The 25,024-nt window shown below is 38.3% G+C and carries 25 protein-coding genes; 5 read left to right on the plus strand and 20 right to left on the minus strand.

Annotated elements, in window-relative coordinates:
- The first annotated feature begins 25 nt into the window (after positions 1 to 25).
- Both I573_RS09245 and I573_RS09250 read left to right on the plus strand, forming a co-directional pair.
- The gene (locus I573_RS09245) at positions 26 to 1,399 is read left to right on the plus strand and encodes an MATE family efflux transporter (protein ID WP_016185277.1); all 1,374 of its coding nucleotides are present in this window, start codon (positions 26 to 28) and stop codon (positions 1,397 to 1,399) included.
- Between the two features lie 67 nt (positions 1,400 to 1,466).
- Positions 1,467 to 1,940 carry a glutathione peroxidase gene (locus I573_RS09250; RefSeq protein WP_016185276.1) on the plus strand — a complete coding sequence of 158 codons (474 nt, stop codon included), beginning with the start codon at positions 1,467 to 1,469 and terminating at the stop codon, positions 1,938 to 1,940.
- Between the two features lie 35 nt (positions 1,941 to 1,975).
- Here I573_RS09250 and I573_RS09255 read toward each other — a convergent pair whose 3' ends face one another.
- From I573_RS09255 to tyrS, 5 genes are all read right to left on the minus strand, one after another.
- Positions 1,976 to 3,754 (minus strand): ABC transporter ATP-binding protein, encoded by a 1,779-nt coding sequence (locus tag I573_RS09255; protein WP_016185275.1) that lies wholly within the window; start codon positions 3,752 to 3,754, stop codon positions 1,976 to 1,978.
- Positions 3,754 to 5,505: an ABC transporter transmembrane domain-containing protein gene (locus I573_RS09260; RefSeq protein WP_016185274.1), complete on the minus strand. Its 1,752-nt coding sequence runs from the start codon at positions 5,503 to 5,505 to the stop codon at positions 3,754 to 3,756. Before I573_RS09260 ends, I573_RS09255 begins: the two co-directional genes overlap by 1 nt.
- 64 nt (positions 5,506 to 5,569) lie before the next feature.
- Complete coding sequence (locus I573_RS09265) at positions 5,570 to 5,776, minus strand: YneF family protein (protein WP_016185273.1); 207 nt, start codon at positions 5,774 to 5,776, stop codon at positions 5,570 to 5,572.
- An 83-nt stretch (positions 5,777 to 5,859) separates the two neighbouring features.
- Positions 5,860 to 6,762 (minus strand): deoxyribonuclease IV, encoded by a 903-nt coding sequence (locus I573_RS09270; RefSeq protein ID WP_016185272.1) that lies wholly within the window; start codon positions 6,760 to 6,762, stop codon positions 5,860 to 5,862.
- A 47-nt stretch (positions 6,763 to 6,809) separates the two neighbouring features.
- Complete coding sequence (tyrS, locus tag I573_RS09275; protein WP_016185271.1) at positions 6,810 to 8,072, minus strand: tyrosine--tRNA ligase; 1,263 nt, start codon at positions 8,070 to 8,072, stop codon at positions 6,810 to 6,812.
- A gap of 147 nt (positions 8,073 to 8,219) precedes the next feature.
- Here tyrS and I573_RS09280 point away from each other — a divergent pair, with 147 nt between their 5' ends.
- A complete protein-coding gene (locus I573_RS09280) occupies positions 8,220 to 10,574 on the plus strand; it encodes a transglycosylase domain-containing protein (protein ID WP_425387054.1) in 2,355 nt (784 codons plus the stop codon).
- 30 nt (positions 10,575 to 10,604) lie between these two features.
- Here the strand turns inward: I573_RS09280 and ccpA are convergent, their stop codons facing one another.
- A complete protein-coding gene (gene ccpA / locus I573_RS09285) occupies positions 10,605 to 11,606 on the minus strand; it encodes a catabolite control protein A (RefSeq protein WP_016185268.1) in 1,002 nt (333 codons plus the stop codon).
- Positions 11,607 to 11,787: 181 nt separating this feature from the next.
- On the opposite strand from ccpA, the gene I573_RS09290 reads away from it, so the two are divergent.
- Positions 11,788 to 12,891: a M24 family metallopeptidase gene (locus tag I573_RS09290; RefSeq protein ID WP_016185267.1), complete on the plus strand. Its 1,104-nt coding sequence runs from the start codon at positions 11,788 to 11,790 to the stop codon at positions 12,889 to 12,891.
- Between the two features lie 43 nt (positions 12,892 to 12,934).
- Here I573_RS09290 and I573_RS09295 read toward each other — a convergent pair whose 3' ends face one another.
- The 13 genes from I573_RS09295 to I573_RS09355 form a co-directional block, all read right to left on the minus strand.
- Positions 12,935 to 13,492, minus strand: coding sequence for a YtxH domain-containing protein (locus I573_RS09295; protein ID WP_016185266.1), 558 nt, complete (start codon positions 13,490 to 13,492; stop codon positions 12,935 to 12,937).
- A gap of 14 nt (positions 13,493 to 13,506) precedes the next feature.
- On the minus strand, positions 13,507 to 13,935 hold the full coding sequence (locus I573_RS09300; RefSeq protein WP_016185265.1) for a DUF948 domain-containing protein: 429 nt from the start codon (positions 13,933 to 13,935) through the stop codon (positions 13,507 to 13,509).
- A gap of 69 nt (positions 13,936 to 14,004) precedes the next feature.
- On the minus strand, positions 14,005 to 14,928 hold the full coding sequence (gene galU / locus I573_RS09305; RefSeq protein WP_016185264.1) for a UTP--glucose-1-phosphate uridylyltransferase GalU: 924 nt from the start codon (positions 14,926 to 14,928) through the stop codon (positions 14,005 to 14,007).
- Between the two features lie 13 nt (positions 14,929 to 14,941).
- Positions 14,942 to 15,967: an NAD(P)H-dependent glycerol-3-phosphate dehydrogenase gene (locus I573_RS09310; RefSeq protein ID WP_016185263.1), complete on the minus strand. Its 1,026-nt coding sequence runs from the start codon at positions 15,965 to 15,967 to the stop codon at positions 14,942 to 14,944.
- Between the two features lie 14 nt (positions 15,968 to 15,981).
- On the minus strand, positions 15,982 to 16,815 hold the full coding sequence (gene lgt / locus I573_RS09315; protein ID WP_016185262.1) for a prolipoprotein diacylglyceryl transferase: 834 nt from the start codon (positions 16,813 to 16,815) through the stop codon (positions 15,982 to 15,984).
- A gap of 13 nt (positions 16,816 to 16,828) precedes the next feature.
- Positions 16,829 to 17,764, minus strand: coding sequence for an HPr(Ser) kinase/phosphatase (gene hprK, locus I573_RS09320; protein WP_016185261.1), 936 nt, complete (start codon positions 17,762 to 17,764; stop codon positions 16,829 to 16,831).
- 129 nt (positions 17,765 to 17,893) lie between these two features.
- Positions 17,894 to 18,250, minus strand: coding sequence for a phage holin family protein (locus I573_RS09325; protein ID WP_016185260.1), 357 nt, complete (start codon positions 18,248 to 18,250; stop codon positions 17,894 to 17,896).
- The gene (locus tag I573_RS09330; protein ID WP_016185259.1) at positions 18,250 to 18,564 is read right to left on the minus strand and encodes a PspC domain-containing protein; all 315 of its coding nucleotides are present in this window, start codon (positions 18,562 to 18,564) and stop codon (positions 18,250 to 18,252) included. Before I573_RS09330 ends, I573_RS09325 begins: the two co-directional genes overlap by 1 nt.
- Positions 18,565 to 18,595: 31 nt before the next feature.
- Complete coding sequence (liaX, locus tag I573_RS09335) at positions 18,596 to 20,113, minus strand: daptomycin-sensing surface protein LiaX (RefSeq protein WP_016185258.1); 1,518 nt, start codon at positions 20,111 to 20,113, stop codon at positions 18,596 to 18,598.
- 122 nt (positions 20,114 to 20,235) lie between these two features.
- Entirely contained in the window at positions 20,236 to 20,904 is a 669-nt protein-coding gene (cmk, locus tag I573_RS09340) for a (d)CMP kinase (RefSeq protein WP_016185257.1), read from the minus strand.
- A gap of 64 nt (positions 20,905 to 20,968) precedes the next feature.
- Positions 20,969 to 21,553: an SAG1386/EF1546 family surface-associated protein gene (locus I573_RS09345; protein ID WP_016185256.1), complete on the minus strand. Its 585-nt coding sequence runs from the start codon at positions 21,551 to 21,553 to the stop codon at positions 20,969 to 20,971.
- Positions 21,554 to 21,629: 76 nt separating this feature from the next.
- Positions 21,630 to 23,042 (minus strand): RecQ family ATP-dependent DNA helicase, encoded by a 1,413-nt coding sequence (locus tag I573_RS09350; protein WP_016185255.1) that lies wholly within the window; start codon positions 23,040 to 23,042, stop codon positions 21,630 to 21,632.
- Positions 23,008 to 24,030: a helix-turn-helix domain-containing protein gene (locus I573_RS09355; protein ID WP_016185254.1), complete on the minus strand. Its 1,023-nt coding sequence runs from the start codon at positions 24,028 to 24,030 to the stop codon at positions 23,008 to 23,010. The genes I573_RS09350 and I573_RS09355 overlap by 35 nt, the downstream gene beginning before the upstream one ends.
- Before the next feature lie 30 nt (positions 24,031 to 24,060).
- Here I573_RS09355 and I573_RS09360 point away from each other — a divergent pair, with 30 nt between their 5' ends.
- Positions 24,061 to 24,276 carry a ferredoxin gene (locus I573_RS09360; protein WP_016185253.1) on the plus strand — a complete coding sequence of 72 codons (216 nt, stop codon included), beginning with the start codon at positions 24,061 to 24,063 and terminating at the stop codon, positions 24,274 to 24,276.
- 57 nt (positions 24,277 to 24,333) lie between these two features.
- On the opposite strand, the gene I573_RS09365 is transcribed toward I573_RS09360, so the two are convergent.
- The gene (locus I573_RS09365) at positions 24,334 to 24,945 is read right to left on the minus strand and encodes an ECF transporter S component (RefSeq protein WP_016185252.1); all 612 of its coding nucleotides are present in this window, start codon (positions 24,943 to 24,945) and stop codon (positions 24,334 to 24,336) included.
- Between the last annotated feature and the right edge of the window lie 79 nt (positions 24,946 to 25,024).

A 25,024-nucleotide genomic window follows, 5' to 3' on the forward strand; every position in this document is an offset into this window, starting at 1 on the left:
GTGTTCAAAAGAAAGGAACCTGCTCGTGCCCAAATTATTTCGTCTTACGTCGTCCGATTCTGAATTATTATTTCTAAGCTGGCCTATTTTTATTGAATTTTTTCTTCGTGTCGTAATCGGAAATATCAATGTTTGGATGATTTCTCATTATTCAGAACCTGCGGTAGCTTCTGTAGGTGCCGCCAACCAATTATTGAATTTATCGATCTTTATCTATGGTTTTGTGACGGTTGGTACTCAAATCATTATTGCACAATTACTTGGTGCTAGACGCAATCATGAAATAAAAGAAGTGATTAATACAAGTTTATTTAGTGCATTAGCAATCGGCTTATTGATCAGTTTGACGTTTATCTTATTTTCTAACCCACTACTGCATATGATGAATTTAACACCAGATCTAATTGACATTGGACAAGACTATCTACAAATTTTTGGTGGTAGTTTAGTGATTTCAGCACTATCTGCAGTCATTATTGCGGTTTTACGTACACATGGGTATACAAAACCTGCGCTGTTGATTCCGATGACTGCTAGTATTTTAGCTGTAGTTGGCAATTATTTTGCACTTTACGGCCCCTTCGGCTTACCAAGTTTTGGTGTCGCTGGTTTGGCTTGGTCAAGTGTATTCGGCAATTTTATCGGTTTATGCATTGCCGTCGTCTTATTGAACAAACATATTTATTATTCATTGAAGGAATTGTCGCTGTCACGTTTTTCATTTGGTCGGATGAAACAAATTTTAACTTATGGCCTACCTTCTTCAGGAGAGTCTTTATCTTATCAAGGTGCCCAAGTGGTCGTAACCATGATTGTAGCTTCGCTTGGAGCAAGTGTATTAATTGCAAAATCCTACATTACGGCAATTTCCCAATTTGTCTATCTGATTGCCGCAGCACTAAGCCAAGGAAATCAAATCATGATCGGTCGTCATGTTGGGGCTAAAGAATTCGATCGCGCGTATACACGTGGGATGCGTTCAATGATTATTGGTGTGAGTGCTTCGGTGATCATTTGTATATTGACCTATCTCTTTATTGAACCGATCATGGGTATTTTTACAACCGATGAAACCGTGATTGCGATTGCCAAACAAGTCTTTTTAGTCGAAATTTTATTAGAAGCAGTTCGTTCGATCAATATGATCTTAGTGGGCTCATTAAATGCTAGTGGTGATGTGAAATATCCACTGATTTGTAGTTTGATCGTCCTTTGGGTCATTAGTTTACCTTTTTCTTATCTACTGGCGATTCCTGTAGCTTGGGGGTTGGTGGGAGTTTGGATTGCCTACGCGATCGATGAACTCTTACGAAGCCTGTTGATGATTTATCGCTGGCGCTCTGGGGTATGGCGTTCTAAAGCCGTACTAGATCAAAAAGAAGAAGTCGAACTGGCTTAATTCGTGGGTATTTCTTTAGTTTTTGTGTATACTAAAGCTATACTGATTTCGTACTGGAGGGTATAATATGACAACAATTTATGATATTGAAGTAGTAGATGAATCAGGTAATCCGTACACACTCGAACGATACAAAGGACAAGCGATGATGATCGTCAATACAGCGACAAAGTGTGGTTTAAGAGGACAGTTTTCTGATCTAGAAGCATTGTATAAAAAATACCAAGACCAAGGATTTGTGGTACTCGGCTTTCCATCAAATCAGTTCCATCAAGAAGTCAGCGATGGCCAAGAGGCTGCTGAAAGCTGCCGTCTTTCCTACGGCGTAAGTTTTCCAATGCATGAGATCATTGCCGTAAATGGAAAAGAAGCCCATCCTTTATTCACCTATTTAAAAAAAGCTCAAGGCGGCATGTTATCTGATGCTATCAAATGGAATTTCACAAAATTTTTAGTCGATAAAGACGGACATGTCATCAAACGCTATGGCCCACAAACATCGCCATTAGACGCAACTGCTGATATCGAAGCAATTTTATAAAAAAAAAGGAGAACGACGTCTGTCGTTCTCCTTTTTTAGACTTCTGCACTTTGTAGAGCATACATGTCGGCATAAAGCCCCATTTGCTCGATCAATTGTTCATGTGTCCCACGTTCTACGATTTTCCCGTGATCTAACACTAAAATCAAATCAGCATCTTTAATGGTCGACAAGCGATGAGCGATGGCGATCGTCGTTCGACCACGGCGCATATTTTGTAAGCCTTCTTGAATGAATCCTTCTGTTTCGGTATCGATATTAGCGGTTGCTTCATCTAAAATCAAAATTTTCGGTTGCGTAACGATCGTTCGCGCAAATGAAATCAATTGGCGTTGCCCGCTAGAATATCCCGCACCACGTTCGATTACTTTAGCCTGATACCCGCCAGGTAATTTTTGAATAAACGTGTCCGCTTGTACAAATCGAGCGGCTTCTTCGACTTCAAATTGTGTGATTTTTGGATTCATCAGACGAATATTGTCACTGATATCTCCATAAAATAAGAAGGCATCTTGTAGTACTAATCCTAATTTTTCACGCAACTCCGTTAACGAAAATTCGCGAATATCACGATCATCGATTAAGACTTGTCCTTCACCAAATTCATAAAAACGCATCAATACATTGATAATCGAACTTTTTCCACTACCCGTATGCCCGACCAAGGCTACCGTTTGTCCTGGATAGGCAATAAACGAGATATCTTTTAATACCGGATGTTGCCCATCATAAGAAAACGTCACATGACGAAATTCGATTTTCCCTTGGGTCACAGTAGCGTCGGCTTTTGCATAAGGTTGTGGCGTTGCTTCTTCATGGTCTAATATCGCTAAGATCCGGCTACTGGCTACGATTCCATCTGTAAAAACACTTAATGAATCCATCATTTGAGTCATCGGATTAAAAAAGCTCGATACGTACGTTGTAAAAGCATAGATCAAGCCAACTTCGATCGGAGACTGCATCGCGTCGATCCCAAATAAACTCAACGAAACTGCTACTGCTAGAGCATATAATAAATTAATAATTGGGGCCAAAAGCAAAGAATTTGTACGAATCATCGCAAAACGTGTAGCCAAATAATCATTATTTGTCGCTTCAAATTCACGATTCAAACGCTCTTCTTGCCGAAACTGTTGGATAATACTCATTCCCGAGATCGATTCGTTCAACTTGGTATTTAACTGGCTCAAACGTTCACGCATTTGACGATAGATTTTCGAGCTGTATTTTTGATAATACCAAATCACAAATAATAAGATCGGCAAAAACAATAAATTGATACAGGCAATTTTCGCATTGATTTGAAACATCGCGATAAATGACGACACGACAGCAAACACACCCGTAATAACAGTTAAAAAGACATACCAAAATTCATTAAGCGACTCGGTATCGTTGGATACTCGGGATACGATCGATCCAGCCGGTGTTTGATCAAAGTAGCGCATACCAAGTGTGTGTAACTTTTTAAATAGCACTAAACGTACATGTTGTAACGTTTTGAGCGAGGCCATCGAATACAAATAACTTTGGAAAAACCAAATGACGGCTTTCAACAGTGTCCCAATCAGATACAACAAACCAAAAAAGAGAATGATTTGTGTTGTAGCGGATTTAGTCGTCAAATAATTATCGATCAAATATTGTAATACTTTTGGCATCAAGATATTTACGATCGCTAAAGCTAAAGAAAATCCAATCGCAATTAGATACGTCTTGCGATAGGCTTTGGTAAATTTGAGCATTCGTTTAATGATTACGAGTTGTTCTTTCAAAGGCAAGGATTTGGACCATTCTGACTGTTTTTCCATTAGGCTTCTCCTCCTTCAATTTTTGCTTCGAGTTGTTGTTTTTCCCACATCTTACGGTACCACCCATCATACGCCAACAACTCGTGATGTGTCCCACGTTCAGTAATCTTCCCTTCATCAAGGACTACGATCTCATCTGCATGCATCACGCTACTTAAACGATGCGCAGCGATAATCGTCGTTTGTCGATGGTGTGCTGTGCGTAGTTGAGTTAAGATTTTTTCTTCGGTTTTTGCATCCACTGCCGATAAAGCATCATCTAAAATCAACAGTTCCGGTCGAACGACTAAAGCCCGAGCAATCGACAACCGTTGCTTTTGACCACCAGATAAGGACACCCCTCGTTCGCCGACCATCGTGTCATAGCCTTCTGGTAATTGCAAGATATCTTCATGAATCGCCGCTATTTTCGCTGCTTGATAGACTTGTTCTTTGGGTAAAGTCGGGTTAGCAAAGCGAATATTGTCTAAAATCGTCATTGAAAACAAGAAATGATCTTGCGGGACATACCCAATCGATTGCAACAACGCATCTAAGGTATATTGACTCAATCCATGTTGGCCAAATAAAATCTTGCCATCAAAATGATCGTATTCACGCAATAATAATTTCAACAGTGTCGTTTTTCCCGCTCCGGTCTTTCCAACTAGTCCTAACGTCTGGCCTTCTTTTAGGGTAATTTGAATCTCTTGTAGCGCAATGGCTTTTTGTTTAGGGTAATGAAATTCATTGATCGCAATCGTCAAATCTCCATGAGCCTTCGTTTTGATCCCATGTTTTTCTTCGATAATATGCGTTTGATGCGCAAGGAGCGCTTCGATGCGATCATAACTGGCATTTCCGCGTTCGATCACATTAAACAAGCGTCCGATCGCAAACATTGGCCACACCAACATCCCGATATAACTCACAAACGAAACCAATTGTCCAATTGTAATGGTTCCATTCATGACATAGCGACCTCCAATAATGATCGTCAAGACATAAGAAAGTCCAATGATCAAAGTAATGGCCGGATCAAATAACGCATCTAAACGATTGACCCGTTGATTTTTAACAATCGCGTGTTCGATCTTCGTTTCAAAGTCAGCGATATCTTCTTGTTCTTGACCAAATGTTTTGATGACTTTCATTCCGGTGATACTTTCTTGGGCTTTATCATTGATAGTTGAAAAAGCAGCTTGGGATTCACGAAACGCTGCGTGAATTTTTGACCCTAAAACCCGAGATGTTACGGCTAGTAAGGGTAATGGGATCATCGCTAAAATCGTCAAACGCCAATCTACAAATAATACCATGGCGACGATTGTCGAAATCCCGGTGATCAACGAATCAGCAAAGGTTAAGATTCCTGCTCCAGCAACGTTTTGAACCGCACTCACATCATTTGTCGCATGCGCCATTAGATCTCCGGTACGATGTTGTTGGTAAAATTCATGATCCATTTTCGTAAAGTGACGAAACAGGCGCTCGCGTAAGCTTCGTTCTAAACGCGCAGCACTTCCCCAAATATTTGTCCGCCAAATAAAACGGAAAACATATTGTAAAATCGCCGCAATCACTAAAATACTGATCCACATCACTAAACGTGAACGCGTCAACACACGCCCATCGATTTCATCGATGATCACACCAATAATTTTAGGCGGGATCAATTGGACGATCGCCACTACGATCAAGGCGATAATGCCAATGATATAGTGTTTTCTTTCGGCTTTAAAAAACCACCCTAACTTTTTAAATATCGACACCTTGCTTCACTCCTTTTAGCGTCAGAAAAACGCGAACTAAAATATCAGCTCGCGTTCAAATCAATTATTTTTGATTTTTCATTTGTTGCATCATTTGACGAATTTTTTTCTCAGATGGTTTTTGCCCCATCGACATCATCATTGAACGTAACATATCCTCGTTGATTGGAGGATTTTTTTTCAAGTAATCTTGCATATATTTACGCGCTAAGAAAAAGCCACCTACAGCTCCTAAAGCCAATGCAACAATTGCCACTAATACGTACCACATTTCGCAAACACTCCTTTCTTGAATGCACTCTCAATTTTCTATTTTACTAGAAAATAAAATAAAAACAATCCAAAAATCAAAAGTTAACCTTCTAAAATTTCCGCTTGGATCTTTTCGATCATCTGTGGATCAAATGTTTGCGTCCGAAACATCTCAATTTCGCGTTTATATGGTGCACGTTTTGTCTTTTTATCTTCCCCAACGTAAGGTGTTTCTAAAATTTTAGGTAACGTTAGTAATTGTGGATGATGAACGACGTGATTTAATGCCTCAAAGCCAATCGTTCCAAATCCGATATTGGCATGACGGTCTTTATGAGACCCTTGTGGATTTTTTGAATCATTGACATGGAGGACCTTCAAGCGATCTAATCCAATAATATGATCAAACTCGTTTAATACCCCATCGAAATCTTCACGAATATTGTAGCCAGCGTCATTCGTGTGACAGGTATCTAATGTAACCGATAATTTTTCATTCAAGGTAACTCCCTCAATGATTTGGGCTAATTCTTCAAATGTTCGTCCGATTTCGGTTCCTTTTCCAGCCATCGTCTCAAGTGCGATTTGTGGAATTTGATCTTTATCTAAGACTTCGTTCAACCCTTTGATGATTTGTTTGATTCCAGCATCTGCGCCTTCACCTACGTGTGCACCTGGATGTAAGGTGATTTGTGTAGCACCTAGCGCTTGAGCACGTCGAATTTCTTCACGTAAAAAATCAATTGCAAAGCCAAAATTTTGGGGTTTGATCGTATTGCCTAGGTTAATGATATAAGGTGCGTGGACAACGATATCACCTAAGTCATGTGACTCCATAAAGGCTTTTCCGGCCTCAATATTTAATTCTTCAATTGGCTTACGGCGTGTATTTTGAGGTGCTCCAGTATAAATCATAAACGTTGTTGCATCATAACTTGCTGCTTCTTTTGCTGAAGCGAGCAACATGTCTTTTCCACTCATGGAAACGTGTGATCCAATTCTCATAATCTGCTCCCTTCGTAAAAAAAGGTGCGCTATTTAGCGCACACTTTTTAAAATGTTAATAAGAAATATTTTTTCTTTCCACGACGAATCACCACAAATTGGTCGGCTAATTTATCGTCTGATGTAATCGTATATTCTAGTTCCTGAACACGATCTCCATTGACATAAATCGCACCATTTTGTAAATCTTCACGTGCTTGACGTTTTGAAGAAGCAATGTTAGCTGCAATCAGTAACTCTAATAATTGTTCAGAGTCTTCTGCTTTCACTTGGTAAGTCGGTACATCTTTAAACCCTTGCGTGATTTCCTCACCTGTCAATTGTTTGATTTCACCATTAAACAACGCATTAGAGATACGTACGGCTTGTTCGTAACGTTCTTTTCCATGAACAAGTGTCGTCACTTCTTTAGCCAAAGCTTTTTGTGCAACCCGTGTTTCTGGTGCAGCAAGAAATTCTTGTTCGATCGCAGCGATTTCTTCTAATGATAAAAACGTGAAGTATTTTAAGAATTTGATGACATCACGATCATCTGTATTGATCCAAAATTGGTAAAATTCATAAGGCGTTGTTTTTTCAGCATCTAACCAAACCGCATTGCCTTCTGTTTTCCCAAATTTTGTTCCATCGGCTTTCGTGATCAATGGCATAGTTAGTCCAAATCCTTGGACTTCTTTTTCACGACGTAATAATTCGATTCCTGATGTGATATTTCCCCATTGATCGCTACCACCTAGTTGCAATAGACAACCATGTGTTTCATATAGTTTTAGAAAATCATATGCTTGCAACAATTGGTATGCAAATTCAGTATATGAAATACCGCTTTCGATACGACGTTTTACACTTTCTTTACTCATCATGTAATTGATCGTGAAGTTTTTACCGACATCACGTAAAAAATCGATCATTGAAATTTCGCCTAGCCAATCATAGTTATTGGCAATGATCGCAGGAGTAGTCTCACTCTCAAAATCAATAAAGCGTGACAGTTGGTTTTTGATTTGATCCGACCATTGTTGAACAATATCTAATGTGTTTAATTGGCGTTCTTGATCCTTAAATGAAGGATCACCAATCATACCGGTACCGCCACCAACTAATGCAATCGGCACATGTCCATTTTGTTGAAAACGACGAAGCATCAATACTGGTAGTAGATGTCCAATATGTAAGCTATCGGCTGTAGGATCAAATCCAACATATAATTTTACGGATTCCTCATTAAGTTGTTTTTCTAACGCAGCTTCATCGGTAGTTTGAAATACCAAGCCACGGTCTTTTAGTTCTTGAAAAAAGTCAGAACTCATATTTTTTCCCCCTTACGGCGTAGTCATTCTCCATATTAACTGATATTTTTAATAAAGAAAAGCATCTAATGCAAATTCTTCTCATTTTCTACTCAAACGTCCACCTATCCATCTAATTCATTTTTTGATATAATCATACAGAATAATATGAAAATTGAGGTGACCATTTTGGCACAAAAAAAAGTAACAAAGAACACAAGAAAAACACCTCGTTCCTCTGGTGGCTTATTTTATTTTAATGTAACAATGCGCGTGATCCAATCCTTGATATTATTTGTACTTTGTATTGGAATATTTGCAGCGTCACTTGGCCTTGGAATCGGTGTGGGTTATTTTGCCTTTTTAGTAGAAGACACAAAACTGCCTAGTAAAAGCACACTGCAACAAGAACTAGGAAACATCTCGCAAACCTCGACATTGACGTATGCAAATAATGACATCATCGCAACCGTTAACTCTGATTTACAACGGACGACTGTCAAATCTGATCAAATTTCAGATTTACTAAAGAAAGCCATCGTTGCAACAGAAGATGAAAATTTTTATGAACACAATGGATTTGTTCCAAAAGCCGTGTTACGTGCATTAGTTTCCGAAGTAACTGGAATTGGGAGTAGCGGAGGCTCAACATTAACTCAGCAGTTAGTCAAACAACAAATGCTGACAAATGAAACGACCTTCAAGCGTAAAGCAAATGAGATTATTTTATCTAGACAAGTCGATGATGTTTTTTCAAAAGATGAGATCGTCACGATGTATTTGAATGTTTCCCCATTTGGACGTAACAATAAAGGACAAAATATTGCGGGTGTCCAAGAAGCTGCTGAAGGGATTTTTGGTGTTCAACCTAATGAATTAAATCTTGCACAAGCGGCATTTATTGCCGGACTTCCTCAAAGTCCAATCAGTTATAGTCCTTATAACGCTGATGGATCAATCAAAGAAGATGTCTCGCTTGGTCTGAAACGAAAAGACTTTGTCTTGTTTAGCATGTATCGCACGAAAGCGATCACCAAGCAAGAATATGAAGATGAAAAAAATTATGACTTAGCAAAAGACTTTTTACCGCAAGCACAGGCCAATCAAAATGAACAAAGTTATCTGTATTATGCCGTCTTAGATCAAGCAAAAGAAGTGTTAGCACAAGAACTCGCGACACAAGCTAAAGTCAGCAAGCAAGATTATCAAAAAGAAAGTGTCAAGAACTCCTATGAAGAACTTGCAGAACAAAAAATGGCTTCAGGAGGCTATACAGTAAAATCGACGATCGATCCAGCAATCTATCAGGCGATGCAAGAAGCTGTAGCTGCAAATGGCTACTTACTAGATGATGACACTGGTGTAGAGACACAAGTTGGGAATATCTTAATGGACAATAAGACCGGTAAGATTTTAGGTTTTGTTGGTGGACGTGACTTTTCAACGAATCAATTTGACCATGCTTTCGTATCTAAACGTCAAGCAGCTTCGGCAATTAAACCTGCATTAGTCTATGGACCGGCAATCGATCAAGGATTAATCGGTTCGGAGTCTCGAATATCCAATTATGAAACCAATTGGGGCGGTGAAGGTGATGATAGCGGAGATGCGGTGGTCAATGCAACACAAATCAATATGAACACTTTCCAAACGGTTCGTGATGCAATCTCTTGGTCAAATAATATTCCGGCTTATCAGACGTATCAAGCCGTTTTGGCAAATGCAAAAGACGATCGTTTTGTTTACGATCAATATCTATCAAAAATGGATTATCCCGATTTAGATCAATGGAGCTATAAATCAGCACCTTTAGGGGTAATGGATATTACTGTCTTAGAACAAACTGCTGGTTTCCAGACTTTAGCCAACGGTGGAGCCTATCAAAAAGGACATATGATCGATACGATCACTGATTCTACTGGTAAAGTAGTATATAAATACGATGAAAAACCAGTCCAAGTCTATTCTAAAGCAACTGCTTCCATTATGAACGATTTAATGCGTAGTGTTTTAGATAGCAAGATCACTACTCCTTATAAGAGTGTTTTAGGTTCCGTAAATGGTACCCTAGCTTCAGCTGATTGGATCGGAAAAACCGGTACTACTAATGATTATAAAGATTCATGGCTTATTGTCTCAACTCCTTCAATTACCTTAAGTAGTTGGACTGGTCATGACGATAGTACTCCTTCTGATTCCGGTGCTGGGAAACGCCAAGCAAATTATATGGCTTACTTAGCAAATGCGATCTATCAAGCAAACCCAGATGTCGTGGGTGTATCTGAGAAATTCACACTAGATAATAGTGTGAAAAAAGAAAAAGTCGCTACATTTACTGGTGAAAAATTAGTCAATAATGTGACGATCAATAATTATAAAGTGAGTGTTCCAAGAGACACTACGACTTCTTATTGGGCAAAAGATGGCGTGAAAGATAGTACGTTTAAATTTGGAATCGGTGGAACAGATGCTGATTATCTTAATTACTGGAGAACGATTGCCCCACGTATTCCAAGTAACTAAAAAAGATGTGCCAATTGGCACATCTTTTTTTTATTTAGAAGATCCTTTTTCTACGATATGATATGGTAGTGTAATGGTTTTTTCTTCTACTTCTTCTTTGTTCATTAATTTTGTTAATAGACGCATTGAAACTGCACCCAAGTCATATAAAGGTTGGCTGATACTTGTCAAACGTGGACGAGCAACTTCAGTCAACAATGAATTATTACTTGTGATAATCTCAAACTCTTCTGGCACGTTGATACCGCGATCTAATAATCCATCTAAGATCCCGATCGCAAGTTCATCATCCGTCACGTAAGCCGCCGTTGCTCCACTATTTAATAAACGATCGACTAAAGCTAAACCATCTTTAAAACTATAAGGTGTTTCAAAGATCAATCCTTCATTATAAGCCAAATCCGCTTCTTTCAAAGCTTCTTTGTATCCTGTTAAACGATTGTGTCCATTAATTGGATCAATCAACGCACCACTGATAAATGCGATTTTTTCGTTGCCATTTTTTGCAAGTAAACTTACAGCATCTTTCGTTGCGGCTGTGTAATCGATATTTACACTTCCAACTTGTTCGTCTGGATCAATTGATCCTGCTAAAACTACGGGTGTTTTCGAACGTGAAAACTCTCCACGGATCTCATCTGTAATATGATGGCCCATAAAGATGATTCCATCGACTTGTTTAGCCAATAAGTTGTTTAGTACAGAAACTTCTTTCGCACTTTCACCATCTGAATTGGTTAAAATAATATTGTATTTATACATCGTTGCAACATCATCGATACCACGTGCTAGAGAAGAGAAAAACATATTGCTGACGTTAGGAATAATAACCCCAACGGTAGTCGTTTTCTTACTTGCAAGCCCTCTAGCAACTGCATTAGGACGGTAATCTAAACGATCGATTACCTCTAAAACTTTTTTTCGTGTAACAGGTTTTACATTTGGGTTTCCGTTTACTACACGAGAAACTGTGGCCATTGAAACATTTGCTTCGCGGGCTACATCATAAATCGTAATGGTTTGTTTTTCCATGATAGTGCTCCGTTCTTATATTTTTTCAGAAAATCTTATTTACATTTCCTATTAAGAATAGCAAAAAAACAGACATTATGCAACCGTTTTATTACGACTTTCATGAAATTTACTTTCTAGCCACCATCTAAAATCAATGCTAAAATAAGATGACTCGATATAGAAAGAAGGCTCATTTTATATGAACAAGACAAAATTAAACGAATTGACCACTTGGTTAACACAACAGGATATTTCCTTAGCCTATCTCACAAATCCTGAATCGATTGCGTATTTTACTGGATTTGAGAGCGAACCACATGAACGGATATTAGCATTATTTGTTCCAGCTAATGGAGAGCCTTTTTTATTCACACCTGCACTTGATGTCAAGGAAGCTGAACATAGCGGTTTTCTTTACGATGTTGTTGGCTATTTAGATAGCGAATCCCCTTTCAAAAAAATCAAACACGAAATTCTTGCACGATACGGCACACCAAAACAAATGGCACTAGAAAAAGGTGCACTTACATTGGACCGTTTCGAACAATTGACTGCTTTATTTGATACAACAGCCTTTGAATTTGATTTGACACCTCAAATTCAAGCAATGCAACTTGTAAAGACGGCTGCTGAAATCGAAAAATTACAAGTTGCTGGTTCTTGGGCAGATGTAGCCTTTGAAATTGGCTTTCAGGCCGTTAGAGAAGGGATTAGTGAACAAGAAATCGTAGCGGAAATCGAGTATCAATTAAAAAAACAAGGGATTTCTCATATGTCTTTTGATACGCTTGTACTTGCTGGTGACAATGCTGCAAATCCTCACGGTACTCCTGGGGCGCGAAAAATCGCACCAAATGAATTGGTTTTATTTGATTTAGGCGTAATCGCAAATGGCTACTGCTCAGATGCGACACGTACAGTCTCGTTTAAAAAACCTACTGCTTTACAAGCGAAGATTCACGCAATCGTATTAGAAGCACAACTGACGGCACAAAAAGCGGTACGACCAGGAATCAAAGCAAGTCAATTGGATCAAATCGCTCGAGATGTTATTGAAAGCTATGGATATGGTGAGTATTTCAATCATCGCTTAGGACATGGGATCGGGGCTTCTGTTCACGAATATCCGTCGCTTGTTGCTGGAAATGATTTAGTGATTGAAGAAGGCATGTGTTTTTCTTTGGAACCAGGTATTTATATTCCGAATGAAGTGGGCGTTCGAATCGAAGACTGTGTCTATGTCACAAAAGACGGTTGCCATTCGTTTACAAAAACATCAAAAGAACTATTACAACTTGATTAAAAAAACATCTCGGCTAATTTTAGCCGAGATGTTTTTTGATTGCTTAATGATTTGCTTCTTCTTTAATTTCGTTTTGTAACTTTTCTGTGATGTCTTTTGTTTCGTTAGTGGCATCGCTTGTAACCGCTTTGGCCTCTTCTTTACCTTCTTTAACGGTTTCTTTTGCATCTTTTGCTGCTTCATCAACTTCAATAAAGATATCTTGTGCATGCTCTTTGCTTTGTTCTGTTACATCAGCTGCTGTTTTTTTGAAACGATCTGATAATTCATCCGTTTGTTTTTTCACTTCATCCGTTAACTCAGAAGCTGTATCCATCATGTCATCGTTTGCCTCTTCTGTTTTGCCTTTGATCGTACTCGCTAGACCATCTGCTTGTTGCGCCAATTGGCTAGCTTTATCTTTTGCGATTTCTGCTAAGTCCATTCCTTTATCTTTTGCAACATCGGTATAATCTGAAGCAGCATCCATTAAATCATCGACTTGTTTAGCTAACTTCCCACGAATTTCTTTACCTGATTCTGGAGCTAATAGTAATGCTGCAGCAGCTGCAGCTGTTCCACCAATAATTGCACCTAATAAAAATCCACTTGTTTTACCCATGAAAATTCCTCCTTTTATTTCGCTGTTTCTTTATTTTTTGAAAAATATTTTGACGCCGCTTGTCCAACTTTACCCGCAACTGTTGCTTTGGCCGTTGTGCGTCCTAATGAACTCACACGCGTTAACAAGTTACGACTAGAGTAGTTTAAATCTGAAACGGAAGTTCCTAAATCAGCGACTGCTGTAAATAAAGGATCGATTGTCGCCACTTTACCATTTACATCGATTAGCAATTCGTTACTTTTAACCAATAAGCCTTCGACCTCACGAGACAATACATCGACATCTTTTGTCACAACCGTGATGGTCTCGTTTGCTAAATCCACTGTTTTTTGTACTTTATCCACTGTTTGCGATACTTTCGCTAATAAGCGAATAACAAAAAATACCAATACAACAAAAGCTAACGCCGCAATCAATGCTGCGATTTCTCCCATTGACATACCAACACTCCCTTCCATAGACTATTTAAAATAAGCATAGCATTTCCATGATTTTTCGACAAATATAAACTATGCGTCTTCGGATTTTTCTTCTTTTTTCATCGCTTTTGGCTGTTTTGCACTCAATTCTTGTCCCAATTCAATAATAAACTGCGTTAAGTTTTCTTTTACTTCAGGATGCGTCAATCCATATTCGATACTTGTTTTCATAAATCCAAATTTATCGCCCACATCAGAACGTTTTCCCAAAAATTCACGTGCAAATACACGTTGAGTGCGGTTTAATTCATCAATTGCATCCGTCAACTGAATTTCATTTCCTGCACCTGGCTTTTGTGTTTCTAATACTTGGAAAATCTCAGGCGTTAACAAGTAACGACCAATAATCGCTAAATCACTTGGGGCTTCATCTGGTGTGCTTGGTTTTTCGACAAAGTTTTTCACATTGTACAATCCAGGTTCTACTTGTTCCCCAGGATTGATGATGCCGTATTTAACCGTTTCTTCATGTGGTACATTCATCACAGCAATCGTTGATGCATGTGTCACTTCATAGTCATTGATCAATTGTTGCGTTAACGGAACTTCATCTTCCATTAAATCATCCCCTAGCATCACGACAAATGGCTCATTGCCCACAAAAGCTTTGGCTTGAAGAACAGCATGCCCTAGACCTAAAGGATGTGATTGGCGAATAAAATGTAAATTCACTTCAGTGGTTTCTTCCACTAATTTTAATAGTTCAGATTTTCCTTTTTCTTTTAGATTCATTTCTAATTCAAGATTTGCATCAAAGTGATCTTCGATTGGACGTTTCCCTTTACCGGTCACGATCAAAATATCTTCGATTCCTGATTTTAATGCTTCTTCAACGATAAACTGAATCGTGGGTTTATCTACGATCGGCAACATTTCTTTTGCCATCGCTTTGGTTGCAGGTAAAAATCGAGTTCCTAATCCTGCTGCTGGAATAATTGCTTTTCTTACTTTCATTTAAACGGCTCCTTTAGTCTTCAATAGAAAATTCATTTTCAATTTTACCATCGCGCAACATGATCTCTTTTAGCGCGACTTGAATATCTTTTCTTTCATACAACACTTGATAAATTGTTTCCGTAATCGGCATTTCGACTTGTAATTCTTCAGCCAATTCTTTAGCAGCTTTGGTTGTCGCCACTCCTTCAACGACCATTCCCATATTTTCTAATACTTCATCTAAAGAATGGTTTTGACCTAGAAGATGGCCAGCACGCCAATTTCGAGAATGAACACTCGTACACGTTACGATGAGATCCCCGACACCACTTAATCCAATAAAGGTTAACGGATCTGCCCCCATTGCAACTCCTAACCGACTAATTTCAGCTAATCCCCGCGTCATGATGGCGGCTTTAGCATCATCCCCAAAGCCAAGCCCTACAAGTGCTCCTGCACCGATCGCAATGATATTTTTTAATGCCGCCCCAGTTTCAACGCCAATCACGTCTGGATTGGTATAAATGCGAAAATAATCATTCATAAACAACTTTTGAACATATGCAGCAGCTTGTTCATTTGTCGATGCCGCTGTAATGGTTGTAATGTCTCGTCTAGACACTTCTTCTGCATGACTTGGTCCAGATAAAACGATAATCTCTTGACGCTTTGTTTCAGGTATTTCTTGCGCCAATACTTCCGAAATTCGAGTATGAGTATGTTGTTCTAATCCTTTTGAGGCATGAATGATTTGTGGACGATGAGTTAATCGTGCGGCAACATTTTTGGCCACCTCACGCATTGCTTTTGTTGGAACAACAAATAAAATCGCATCGGTATCTGCAATGGCTTTATCTAAGTCCGTTTCTGCTTGGATACTAGAAGACAGCACCAGGTCGGGAAGATAACGTGTATTTGTATGATGCTCCTTAATTTCAGCAATTTGCGCTTCATTATTGCCCCATAAGGTTACGCTGTGTCCATTTTCTGCCAATACTTGGGCTAATGCTGTTCCCCAAGATCCAGCGCCTAGGACAGCTATCTTTTGTTGATTCATTTTTTTCCTCACCTTTACACGATCCACTGATTTTTCCAGTGACTACGATCATATGATTTTAATTGTTTATTTTGTTTACGACGCCAAATAAAGACACCAATTGCGCCAACTAACAAAATAAACGATAACAATTGTGACACACGAATCGAACCTACTAGATATAAGCTATCTGTTCGCATTCCTTCAATAAACATACGGCCAAAGCTATACCAAATCACATAGCTTAATGCCACTTCTCCTCGTTTTAACAATCCTGTTTTTTTACGTAAAAAAAGCAAGACAATAAATCCGATGAATGTCCATACAGATTCATATAAAAATGTCGGTTGGCGGTAAGCGCCATCGATATACATATTCTCGATGATAAACTGTGGAAGATGTAGCGATTGTAAAAAAGCTTTGGTCGTTTCGCCACCAAAAGCTTCATGGTTCATAAAATTCCCCCAACGACCAATCGATTGCGCAATCATCACACTCGGTGCGGCAATATCTAAAAACGTCCACACGGAGATAAAATGACGTGAGCAAAAATAATACAACCAAATGCCCCCAACAATCAATCCACCATAAATCGCTAGTCCACCTGAACGAATATTAAAGACTTGAATCGGATCTGCCAAATAAGGTTGTAGATCAAATAAAATATAGTATAATCTAGCACCTATAAAGGATAACGGCAATCCAACCAACATGAAATCCGTCACATCATCGGCTTTCATCCCGACACGCTCAGCTTCTCTTGAGCTTAATACCATCGCAATGACCACTCCTGAGATAATGATCACCGCATACCAATAAATCGACAAGCCAAATAATTCAAATGCTACACGATTGACATATCCTATCATTTATAACGCTCCTTTATTCCGCTGAATTTTCTTCAATCAAACGACTTAAGCGTTGTTCAAATGATTTCGTTGCATCAAATCCCATTGAGCGCGCACGATGATTCATCGCAGCTACTTCAATAATAATCGCAACATTTCGTCCTGTTTTTACAGGAATCTTGATTTGTGGGATCTGAACTGATCCAATATAAATCGATTCATCAGCACTTCCCAAACGATCATATTGTTTATCTTTAGCCCAATTTTCTAGATACACAACTAGTTGGACTTGCATCGAACCACGCACAGCACTCGCACCAAATAAGTTCATCACATCGATAATCCCGATCCCGCGAATCTCGATTAAATGTTCTAAGATTTTTGGGGGTTCTCCTACTAGCGTCAAATCGTCTTTTTTAAAGACATCCACTCGATCGTCGGCAATCAAACGGTGTCCGCGTTTGATCAATTCTAAAGCTGTTTCACTTTTTCCGATTCCACTGTCTCCTTGAATCAACACACCTAATCCATAAACATCCACTAATACACCATGGATACTCGTACGTGTAGCCAATTGTTCTTCTAAGTAACTTGAAATTTCACCTAATAAGCGGGAGGTGGACACTTTTGAACGTAAAATCGGGATTTGATGTTCTTCACACGCTTGGATCATCTCGTCTGGTATCTCAAGTCCTCTAGATACAATAAATCCTGGTGTGTCATCAGAGCATAAGCGACGTAAAATCATCAAGCGCTCTTCTGGCATCATACGCTCGGCAAAGGTAATTTCTTTATTGCCAAACAATTGCAAACGATCATTTGAATAATAAGAAAAATAGCCAGTCAATTCCAAACCTGGTCGAGAAATATCACCGGTAAAAATTTCTTTTTCTAATGCAATTTCATTGCCTGTTACAATTTCTAAATTCAGTGCTTGTGTTAATTCACTAATCTTCACTGATTCTGTCATAGTTAGACCTCTCTTTCTATGCTTAATACTGTTATATTTTATCATTGTATGTGTGAAATTCCTATCATCTATCGTGGATATTTCGTTTTTTATAAAAAAACATGCATACCGCAAGCGATATGCATGTGTTTACTCTAATTTTTGTAGACGATGCTCGGTCACGATCATATTGATCAAAGACATGATAACTGCTACTAATAACGCTGCTCCAAAAGAAGAAAAACCAAATTTTGTTGCACCAACGACACTAGACGTGATTTGTAAAATCGCCGCATTGACTACAAAACTAAACAATCCTAAAGTCAAAAAAGTCAAAGGGAATGTTAGAAACAATAAGATTGGACGTAAGAATGCATTTAGTACCGATAAGATGATACTTGCCAGTAATGCCGTCCATAAACTTTGTACGTGAACCATTTGAGGCAACAATACCGAAAGCGAAATAAATGTTAACACATTCATGATCAGTCGTTGCATATAGTTCACTAGAAATCGCTCCAATCTTCATCTTTCGTTTCATTAGGGTCTACTTTTTCAGCTTCTTTACGCTCTCTAGAACGTGTGTTGTTTTGGTAATATAGATTATCATGGCCGTAATTCGTACGACGTGTTTGCGCATTTGGCATGATGATCGCTAAACCAATATAAAGCAAGATCCCAGGGAATCCTGTCGACATCAAGGAAAGAACAATATAGATGACCCTTACGATGGTTGGATCAAAGCCAAAATATTCTGCAATCCCCCCTAATACCCCTGAGACTACTCGATTATCTGAAGATTTTGTTAACCGTTTTTTCATAATTATCACCTTTCTATTCTTTCAATTTATCTTATTGGTCCGTGTCTTTTAAGTATACACTACCTGTTGTTGTAGACACATCGATTTGCGCCATATGATCCATCACGCGTTCAAATTCAAGTAACTGGTTCATTTTTTCACGTTTTTCACGAATAATCTCATAACCGGTCATTCGACTTTGAACAGCACCAATATTTGTTTTTGCTTCACCTGCTAAACCTAATGTAACGGGAAGTGCCACTTTCACATCTCCATTAACAGAAGAAGCTTGTAATTTACGTAGATTTTCTTGTTCAAAGGTTAGCTTGATATCACCATTGACTAAAGACAGTAGGGCTGTTTCTGGTGTCGTAGTTACGATGATGGCACCGTTAATATTTTCGATCACAGTATCCCGAATCGTTCCTGCTTCGATTCCGATAGATCCGTTGACTCCTTCTAATTCTAACATGGTTGCGTCGATATGGTGTAGTTGAATATCACCATTTGTCGTTTTCATGTACACATCTTTTGCTGTCAACTCATCTACTATGATTGTTCCATTTAACATCTTGATTGCAACGTGATCATATGTTTGATCAGGCAAGAAAACTACTAAATCCGCACGTACACGTTTATTTGGGATGTGTAAACGTATAGCTTCGTTATCGACTTCAATTTGACTACGTTCTGCAAATAATTCTTCCGCATTTTCTGAATGGAATTTTCCATATAATTTGATTTTTGCGTCGACTTTAACAAAATCTTCTGACCAACGTTTCAATACGATCGCGCCGTTTGCGATTTTCACGTCTAAAATCGTCGCAGGTGTAGCATCAAAAACAAATTCTTTGTCAAATTTTGTTGAAGCCACCCCAGGTACTTTCACATGGAAATCTTTCCACTCTACATTTTCACTAATCGAATCGGAAACATTTTGCAACGTACGTAATAGTACTTTACTAAATTTTGTTCCATGTTTGACTACTTTTTCGCTAGCATTCGTCAGTTTTTCAGTCGCTTGTTCTTTCCAGTCTTCTGGAATATCAAATTTTTGACTCATTTTTTCTTTTGAATAGATCCATTGCTCACGACGGATTTCTTTCATCTGTTCTTCTAGTTCGCGTTTTTGTTGATGTAATTTGGTTAGTTGATGATCCAATTGTTTGACTTCATCTTCTAAACGTTCACGAACCTTGATTTCTTCATCCGATACTTCTTCTAATTCTTCGTGAGTATAGTATTCAGTTAACGTATCTTTAATCGTTTGACGTTCTTTCGTTACAAAATTCATTTGTTCTTGGACTTGATCTAAAGAAGCAGAAATCGAAGTGGTTTGACTCGCTAATTCATCTAAAATCGCCTCTAAGTCTTCTGATTCTTGTTCATCTATAAATTCAGATTCATCTGTCGGTTGTGCTTCGGCTTTCTTGGCTTGAACTTGTTCAGCAGCCTTTTCGATTTGAGAAGCATCTTTATCTTGTGCAATGCCTTCTAATAAATCTAAGGCTTCTTCCGTTGAAAGGACACCTTTTTTCACCAAGTCTAAAATTCGTTTTCTTTCATTCATGGAAATGCCTCCTAAACTTTTTTATAAGCATTCTTGCTTACAAGACTATTATGCCAAACCTGAGGCAAAAACACATAGGTCTAAAGTACCAAAAAAAGATTCTTCTCAAAATAGAAGAATCTTTATAATGCTTGTTGAATATACTCTGCAATGATTTGGACTACTTGATCGATTGACTTTCCTGTCGTGTCGACCAATATCGCATCTTCTGCTTGTTTTAAAGGTGAAATTTCACGTGTTGAGTCAATATGATCTCGCTGTTGGATTTCCTTAGTTAGTGTATCTAAATCAGTTAAGATCCCTTTTGTTTGATTTTCTGCATACCGTCTTTGTGCACGCTCCGTTACACTGGCAACCAAAAAGATTTTTACTTGTGCATCAGGTAAAACAGCCGTTCCAATATCGCGACCATCCATAATGACTTGACCATTTTCAGCAATCAGTTGTTGTTGTTTAACTAAGGCTTCTCTAACGCCTTGATGCGTTGCCACTTCTGAAACATTATTCGTTACATCTGGTTGACGAATCGCATCCGTGATATTTTTTTGATCGACAAAGACCTGTTGTTCTGTTTGCGTTTGTTTAAATTCGATTGGATGCTGATGAAGTAATTCGACCAATGCTTGTTCATCAGAAAAAGGAACGTGATATGTGAGTGCTAAATACGTCACCGCTCGATACATCGCTCCTGTGTCGGTGTAGATAAATCCAAATTGTTTCGCTAGTCGTTTTGCAACCGTACTTTTTCCAGATGATGCTGGACCATCGATTGCGACTTTAATTTTTTTCATTATACTATCAATCCTTATCTTTTTAACTATGAAAATCCCATAAAAAAAACCGCTCAAGCGGTTTTTATTTGATTCTTACTTGTTGGCCTGGAGCAAAGAAAAAGTTGTCCATTGACATTCCATTTAATTGCAAAAGTTTTTCGACACTAATTCCAGCACGAGCCGCAATTTGGTTCGGCCCTTCACCAGATAATACTTCAATTGTTTCGCCAGCTACAGCTGAACTTGAAGGTGTCGTTTCTTCCGGCACACTCACTTGACTACTTTCATCAGATGAAGGTAGTGTTTCTTCTGTTTGCGTCTCTCCAACTGTTTCACTTGTCATTTCTGTTGAAGAAGTCGATTCTGTTTCAGTCGAACTCGTTTTAGTGGTCGTCGTTGTACTGCTAGACGCTTTTGCGACCTCAGAACTACTACTGCTCACTAAACTAGCCGCTTCAGTTTTTTGTTGGTGTACCCAAATTCCGACAACGGTTGGAATCGCGACACATAGAAATAGTAAAAAAAGGACAATCGATAGAAATAATGTATTGCCACGTTTTTGATGATACTGGTTGGATCTTGATGCATTTTCTTGTGTTTCTTCTTCGTAAATTGGTTGTTCCCATGGTTCTTTTTGTTCATCCGAACGATTGCTTCTCTTGTTCACACTTGGTCCCTCCTGATAATCTCTTCGAAATATTATACCATAGCTATTTTCAAATATGCAGAAAATTTTTGAAAAGTTAACCTTCTTTAAAAATTTCTGCTAGACGGACGATCCAAGATGGAGATTTGAATTCTTCACGTTTTAGACGTGACTGATTTGGCCAAGTCGCAGTATCTAAACTACAACACGGTTGACTGGAGCGTATGACTGTTTCTTCAAAATACTGTAATAAATACGTTCGGTAGCAATCCGTTGTGTCAATATATGCTTTCATCGCGTGTAATTTTTGTTTTTTGATTCCTTCATATTGTTCCAACTCTACTAAAAACATCTCATTTTGCTGATAGGCTCGTAGCCATTTCTTATGAAGCGTTTCTTGTTTAGGTAAAAGTAGCTCAGGTTGCTGTTGTTTCAGTAACCACTGAAATTGTTGAATCTCTTGTGCTAATTTCTCTTGAAAAAAATAATGAATACGTTCATCAAATTCCTGGTATAGCAATAAGGCAAAACTTTCCTTGCCATCGCGACCAGCACGACCGATTTCTTGAAGATAATTCTCAATAGAATCTGGCAAGTCAAAATGAATGACGACCCGAATATCTGCTTTATCGATCCCCATTCCAAATGCATTGGTTGCAATTAAAATTTGCAGTTGATTTTTTTGAAATTGTTGCTGCAAACTACTGCGTTCATTTGACGTCAAGCCACCATGATAATAGCCTACAAGATACTCATCTTTTAAAAATCGATAGACTTCTTCGACTTTTTTACGTGTTGCACAGTAAATGATCGTCGCGCCATCACTTTGTGCGAGTACTTCTTTTAATTGAGCAAATTTGTCTTCGGTATGTTTGACAAACAATTGAATATTTGGACGATCCACAGAATATACAATTTCCTGATATCCTGGACGACATAGCATGGTACTGATTTCTTCACGTACAGTTGGCGTTGCACTCGCGGTTAACGCAAGTGTTAGAGGATTGCCTAGCTCTTCTTTGATTTGCTGTAATTGACGATATTCTGGTCGAAAATCGATTCCCCATTGCGAGATACAATGTGCCTCATCGACAACAAATAATGCAATGGTCTGTTGTTTCAACGCTTGGATCAGTCGTGGTTGATGCAACATTTCAGGACTAACAAATAAAAATTTATATGTTTGTAAATGCGTCAAAATATAATATCGCTCTTCTTTAGAAAGTTGGCTATTTAAATACGTTACGCGTTGTTCATTTTGTTGCAACAAGCGTTGTACTTGATCTTCCATCAGTGAAATCAATGGGGTCACCACAACGACTAATCCATCTAGTAAATAGCCTGTCAACTGATAACACAAACTTTTTCCTGTTCCTGTTGGGACTTGCATCAACGTGTCTTGTCCCTGTAATAAGGCTTCTATCGTTTCTTTTTGTCCGTCACGAAACGTGTCAAACCCAAAAAACTCTATTAGTTTATTCTCTAAGTCTTTTTCTTGCAACTGACTCACGCTTTCTCTTAATTTGGTATAGTCGATACACTAAAAAATCAATATCTTTAAAGTCGAGTACCGTTTGAAATTCTTTATAGGAAACTGCCCAAATATCCTCGGAAAAGACTTGCTCATCGATAACCTTCATTGGAAATAGAGTAAATGGAAACTGCTCGTCTAAAATGGCCCATTCAATCAGGTGATCACGAATCGTACTTTCTTTTAATCGACGTTTTTGGGCGATCGTTTCAATCGATTGCTGTTCTAAGAAAGCCATACGTGTCATAAGTACACTCTGATTCAGATTTTCTAAAAAAGGTTGTTTGATCACACGGTATAACACATAGTCATTATGTTGCAATAATTCGTGATATAAATTATGCCATGCACTAGCACGATATAGTTGGCCTTTGATCGTTTCAATTTCAGGAAATACTTGATAAAATGTTTCACCTGCAATCGTACCACCCGATAAAGTGGCGACCAATAGATCACTTTGCTGCGAAGGCAATTTAGAAAATAATTCCTGCAATTCTTCATAAACACGCTGTTTTATTTTTTCGGTATCATCTAGCTTAAGCTTACGTAAGATCTCTGTATAGTAAGGAGTCGTTTCTAACGCAATCGTTTCATTTGGGTGCTTTGTCGTCAATTGCTGAATGAAAAATTGAATGACACGCCACGCGGTTTCATCTTTTCTTCCAAAACGAAAATAATTGATTGCACGATACTCTTGTTCATCTAAAAAAGAAGGTGTTATTTGCTCTTTTGTAATCATAAGCATGCCGTCTTTTACTTCAATCGATGAATCATGGAGTAGATTCTTGATCGTCTGTTGAAATTCAGCTTCACTCAATTGCGGAAAACTTCCTAAATAAGGAAGTAAATCCATAAAAAAAGCATAACTTAAGACAGAAGAGGTCTTTTTTCCAATTAAGATTTGATACAGCGTCGTCAGTTTTAACTTGTTCTTTTTTTGTAATAACGCTAAAATAAATTCAGTCAAGTGATCACCTCAAGAAAGTAGGAATAGAAAATGTCTCATACGACATGTGCGCTCGTTCCAGAACGCTGCATTGCATGCGGATTATGTGCCGTCTATGCACCTCAAGTATTTGATTATGATGAAGAAGGCATTGTTTTATTTAAAGAAGAACCTTATGCAAAAAAACAATTTATTTCGGATGCAGAATCAGCATCTGTTTTAAAAGCTTATCAAAAATGCCCCGTTCGTGCAATCTTAATCGAATAACTAAATGTACGTAAAAAAATAACGAAATCTCCTTATCACAAGAGATTTCGTTATTTTTTATTTTGAATATTGACGATATTGAATCGTGCCAATTTGTTTTTTAGATAACCAAGGTAATAGTTTCGCATATAACGCTAAAAAGACAACGCTCACCAATGATGCTTTAATTAAATTAAATGGTACAACGCCAATCGCCACATATTTTGCAAGTGACATCCCTAAAAAGTTCGTTGCTGTAGCATTAAAGAAATACAAGTACATCGGTGTAATCACAAAATAGTTCGCTAAACTCATAAACACCGTCATCGCAAGTACCCCAGTTACTACACCAAATGCTTTATGAAAGGTTAATTGTTTACGTACTTGGAAGAAATAATACATTGGTAAAACAAAAGCTGATGTGGCCATAAAGCTTGCGACATCTCCTACGATATTTGTCGGATCCGCTGCACCGGTAGTCAATAAATGCAATACCGATCGAATCAACGCCGTTAAAATCCCTGCCAATGGCCCATATAAAAACATACTTAGCAATACTGGTATATCACTAAAGTCCACTTTCATAAATCCAAATGCCGGAATAACTGGAAAACCGAAAAATTGTAAAATCAACCCCATTGCTGCAAATAACGACACCGCGACCATTTTTTGTACCTTTGTGTTCTTCATTCAAATATCCTCCTAATAATTTAGGAAACATCTTCACAGAAGCTTATTTATTTCTTCTAAACAGAAAAAGTACCCTATT

It is taken from the genome of Enterococcus sulfureus ATCC 49903 (genome assembly GCF_000407605.1).
GTDB lineage: Bacteria > Bacillota > Bacilli > Lactobacillales > Enterococcaceae > Enterococcus_G > Enterococcus_G sulfureus.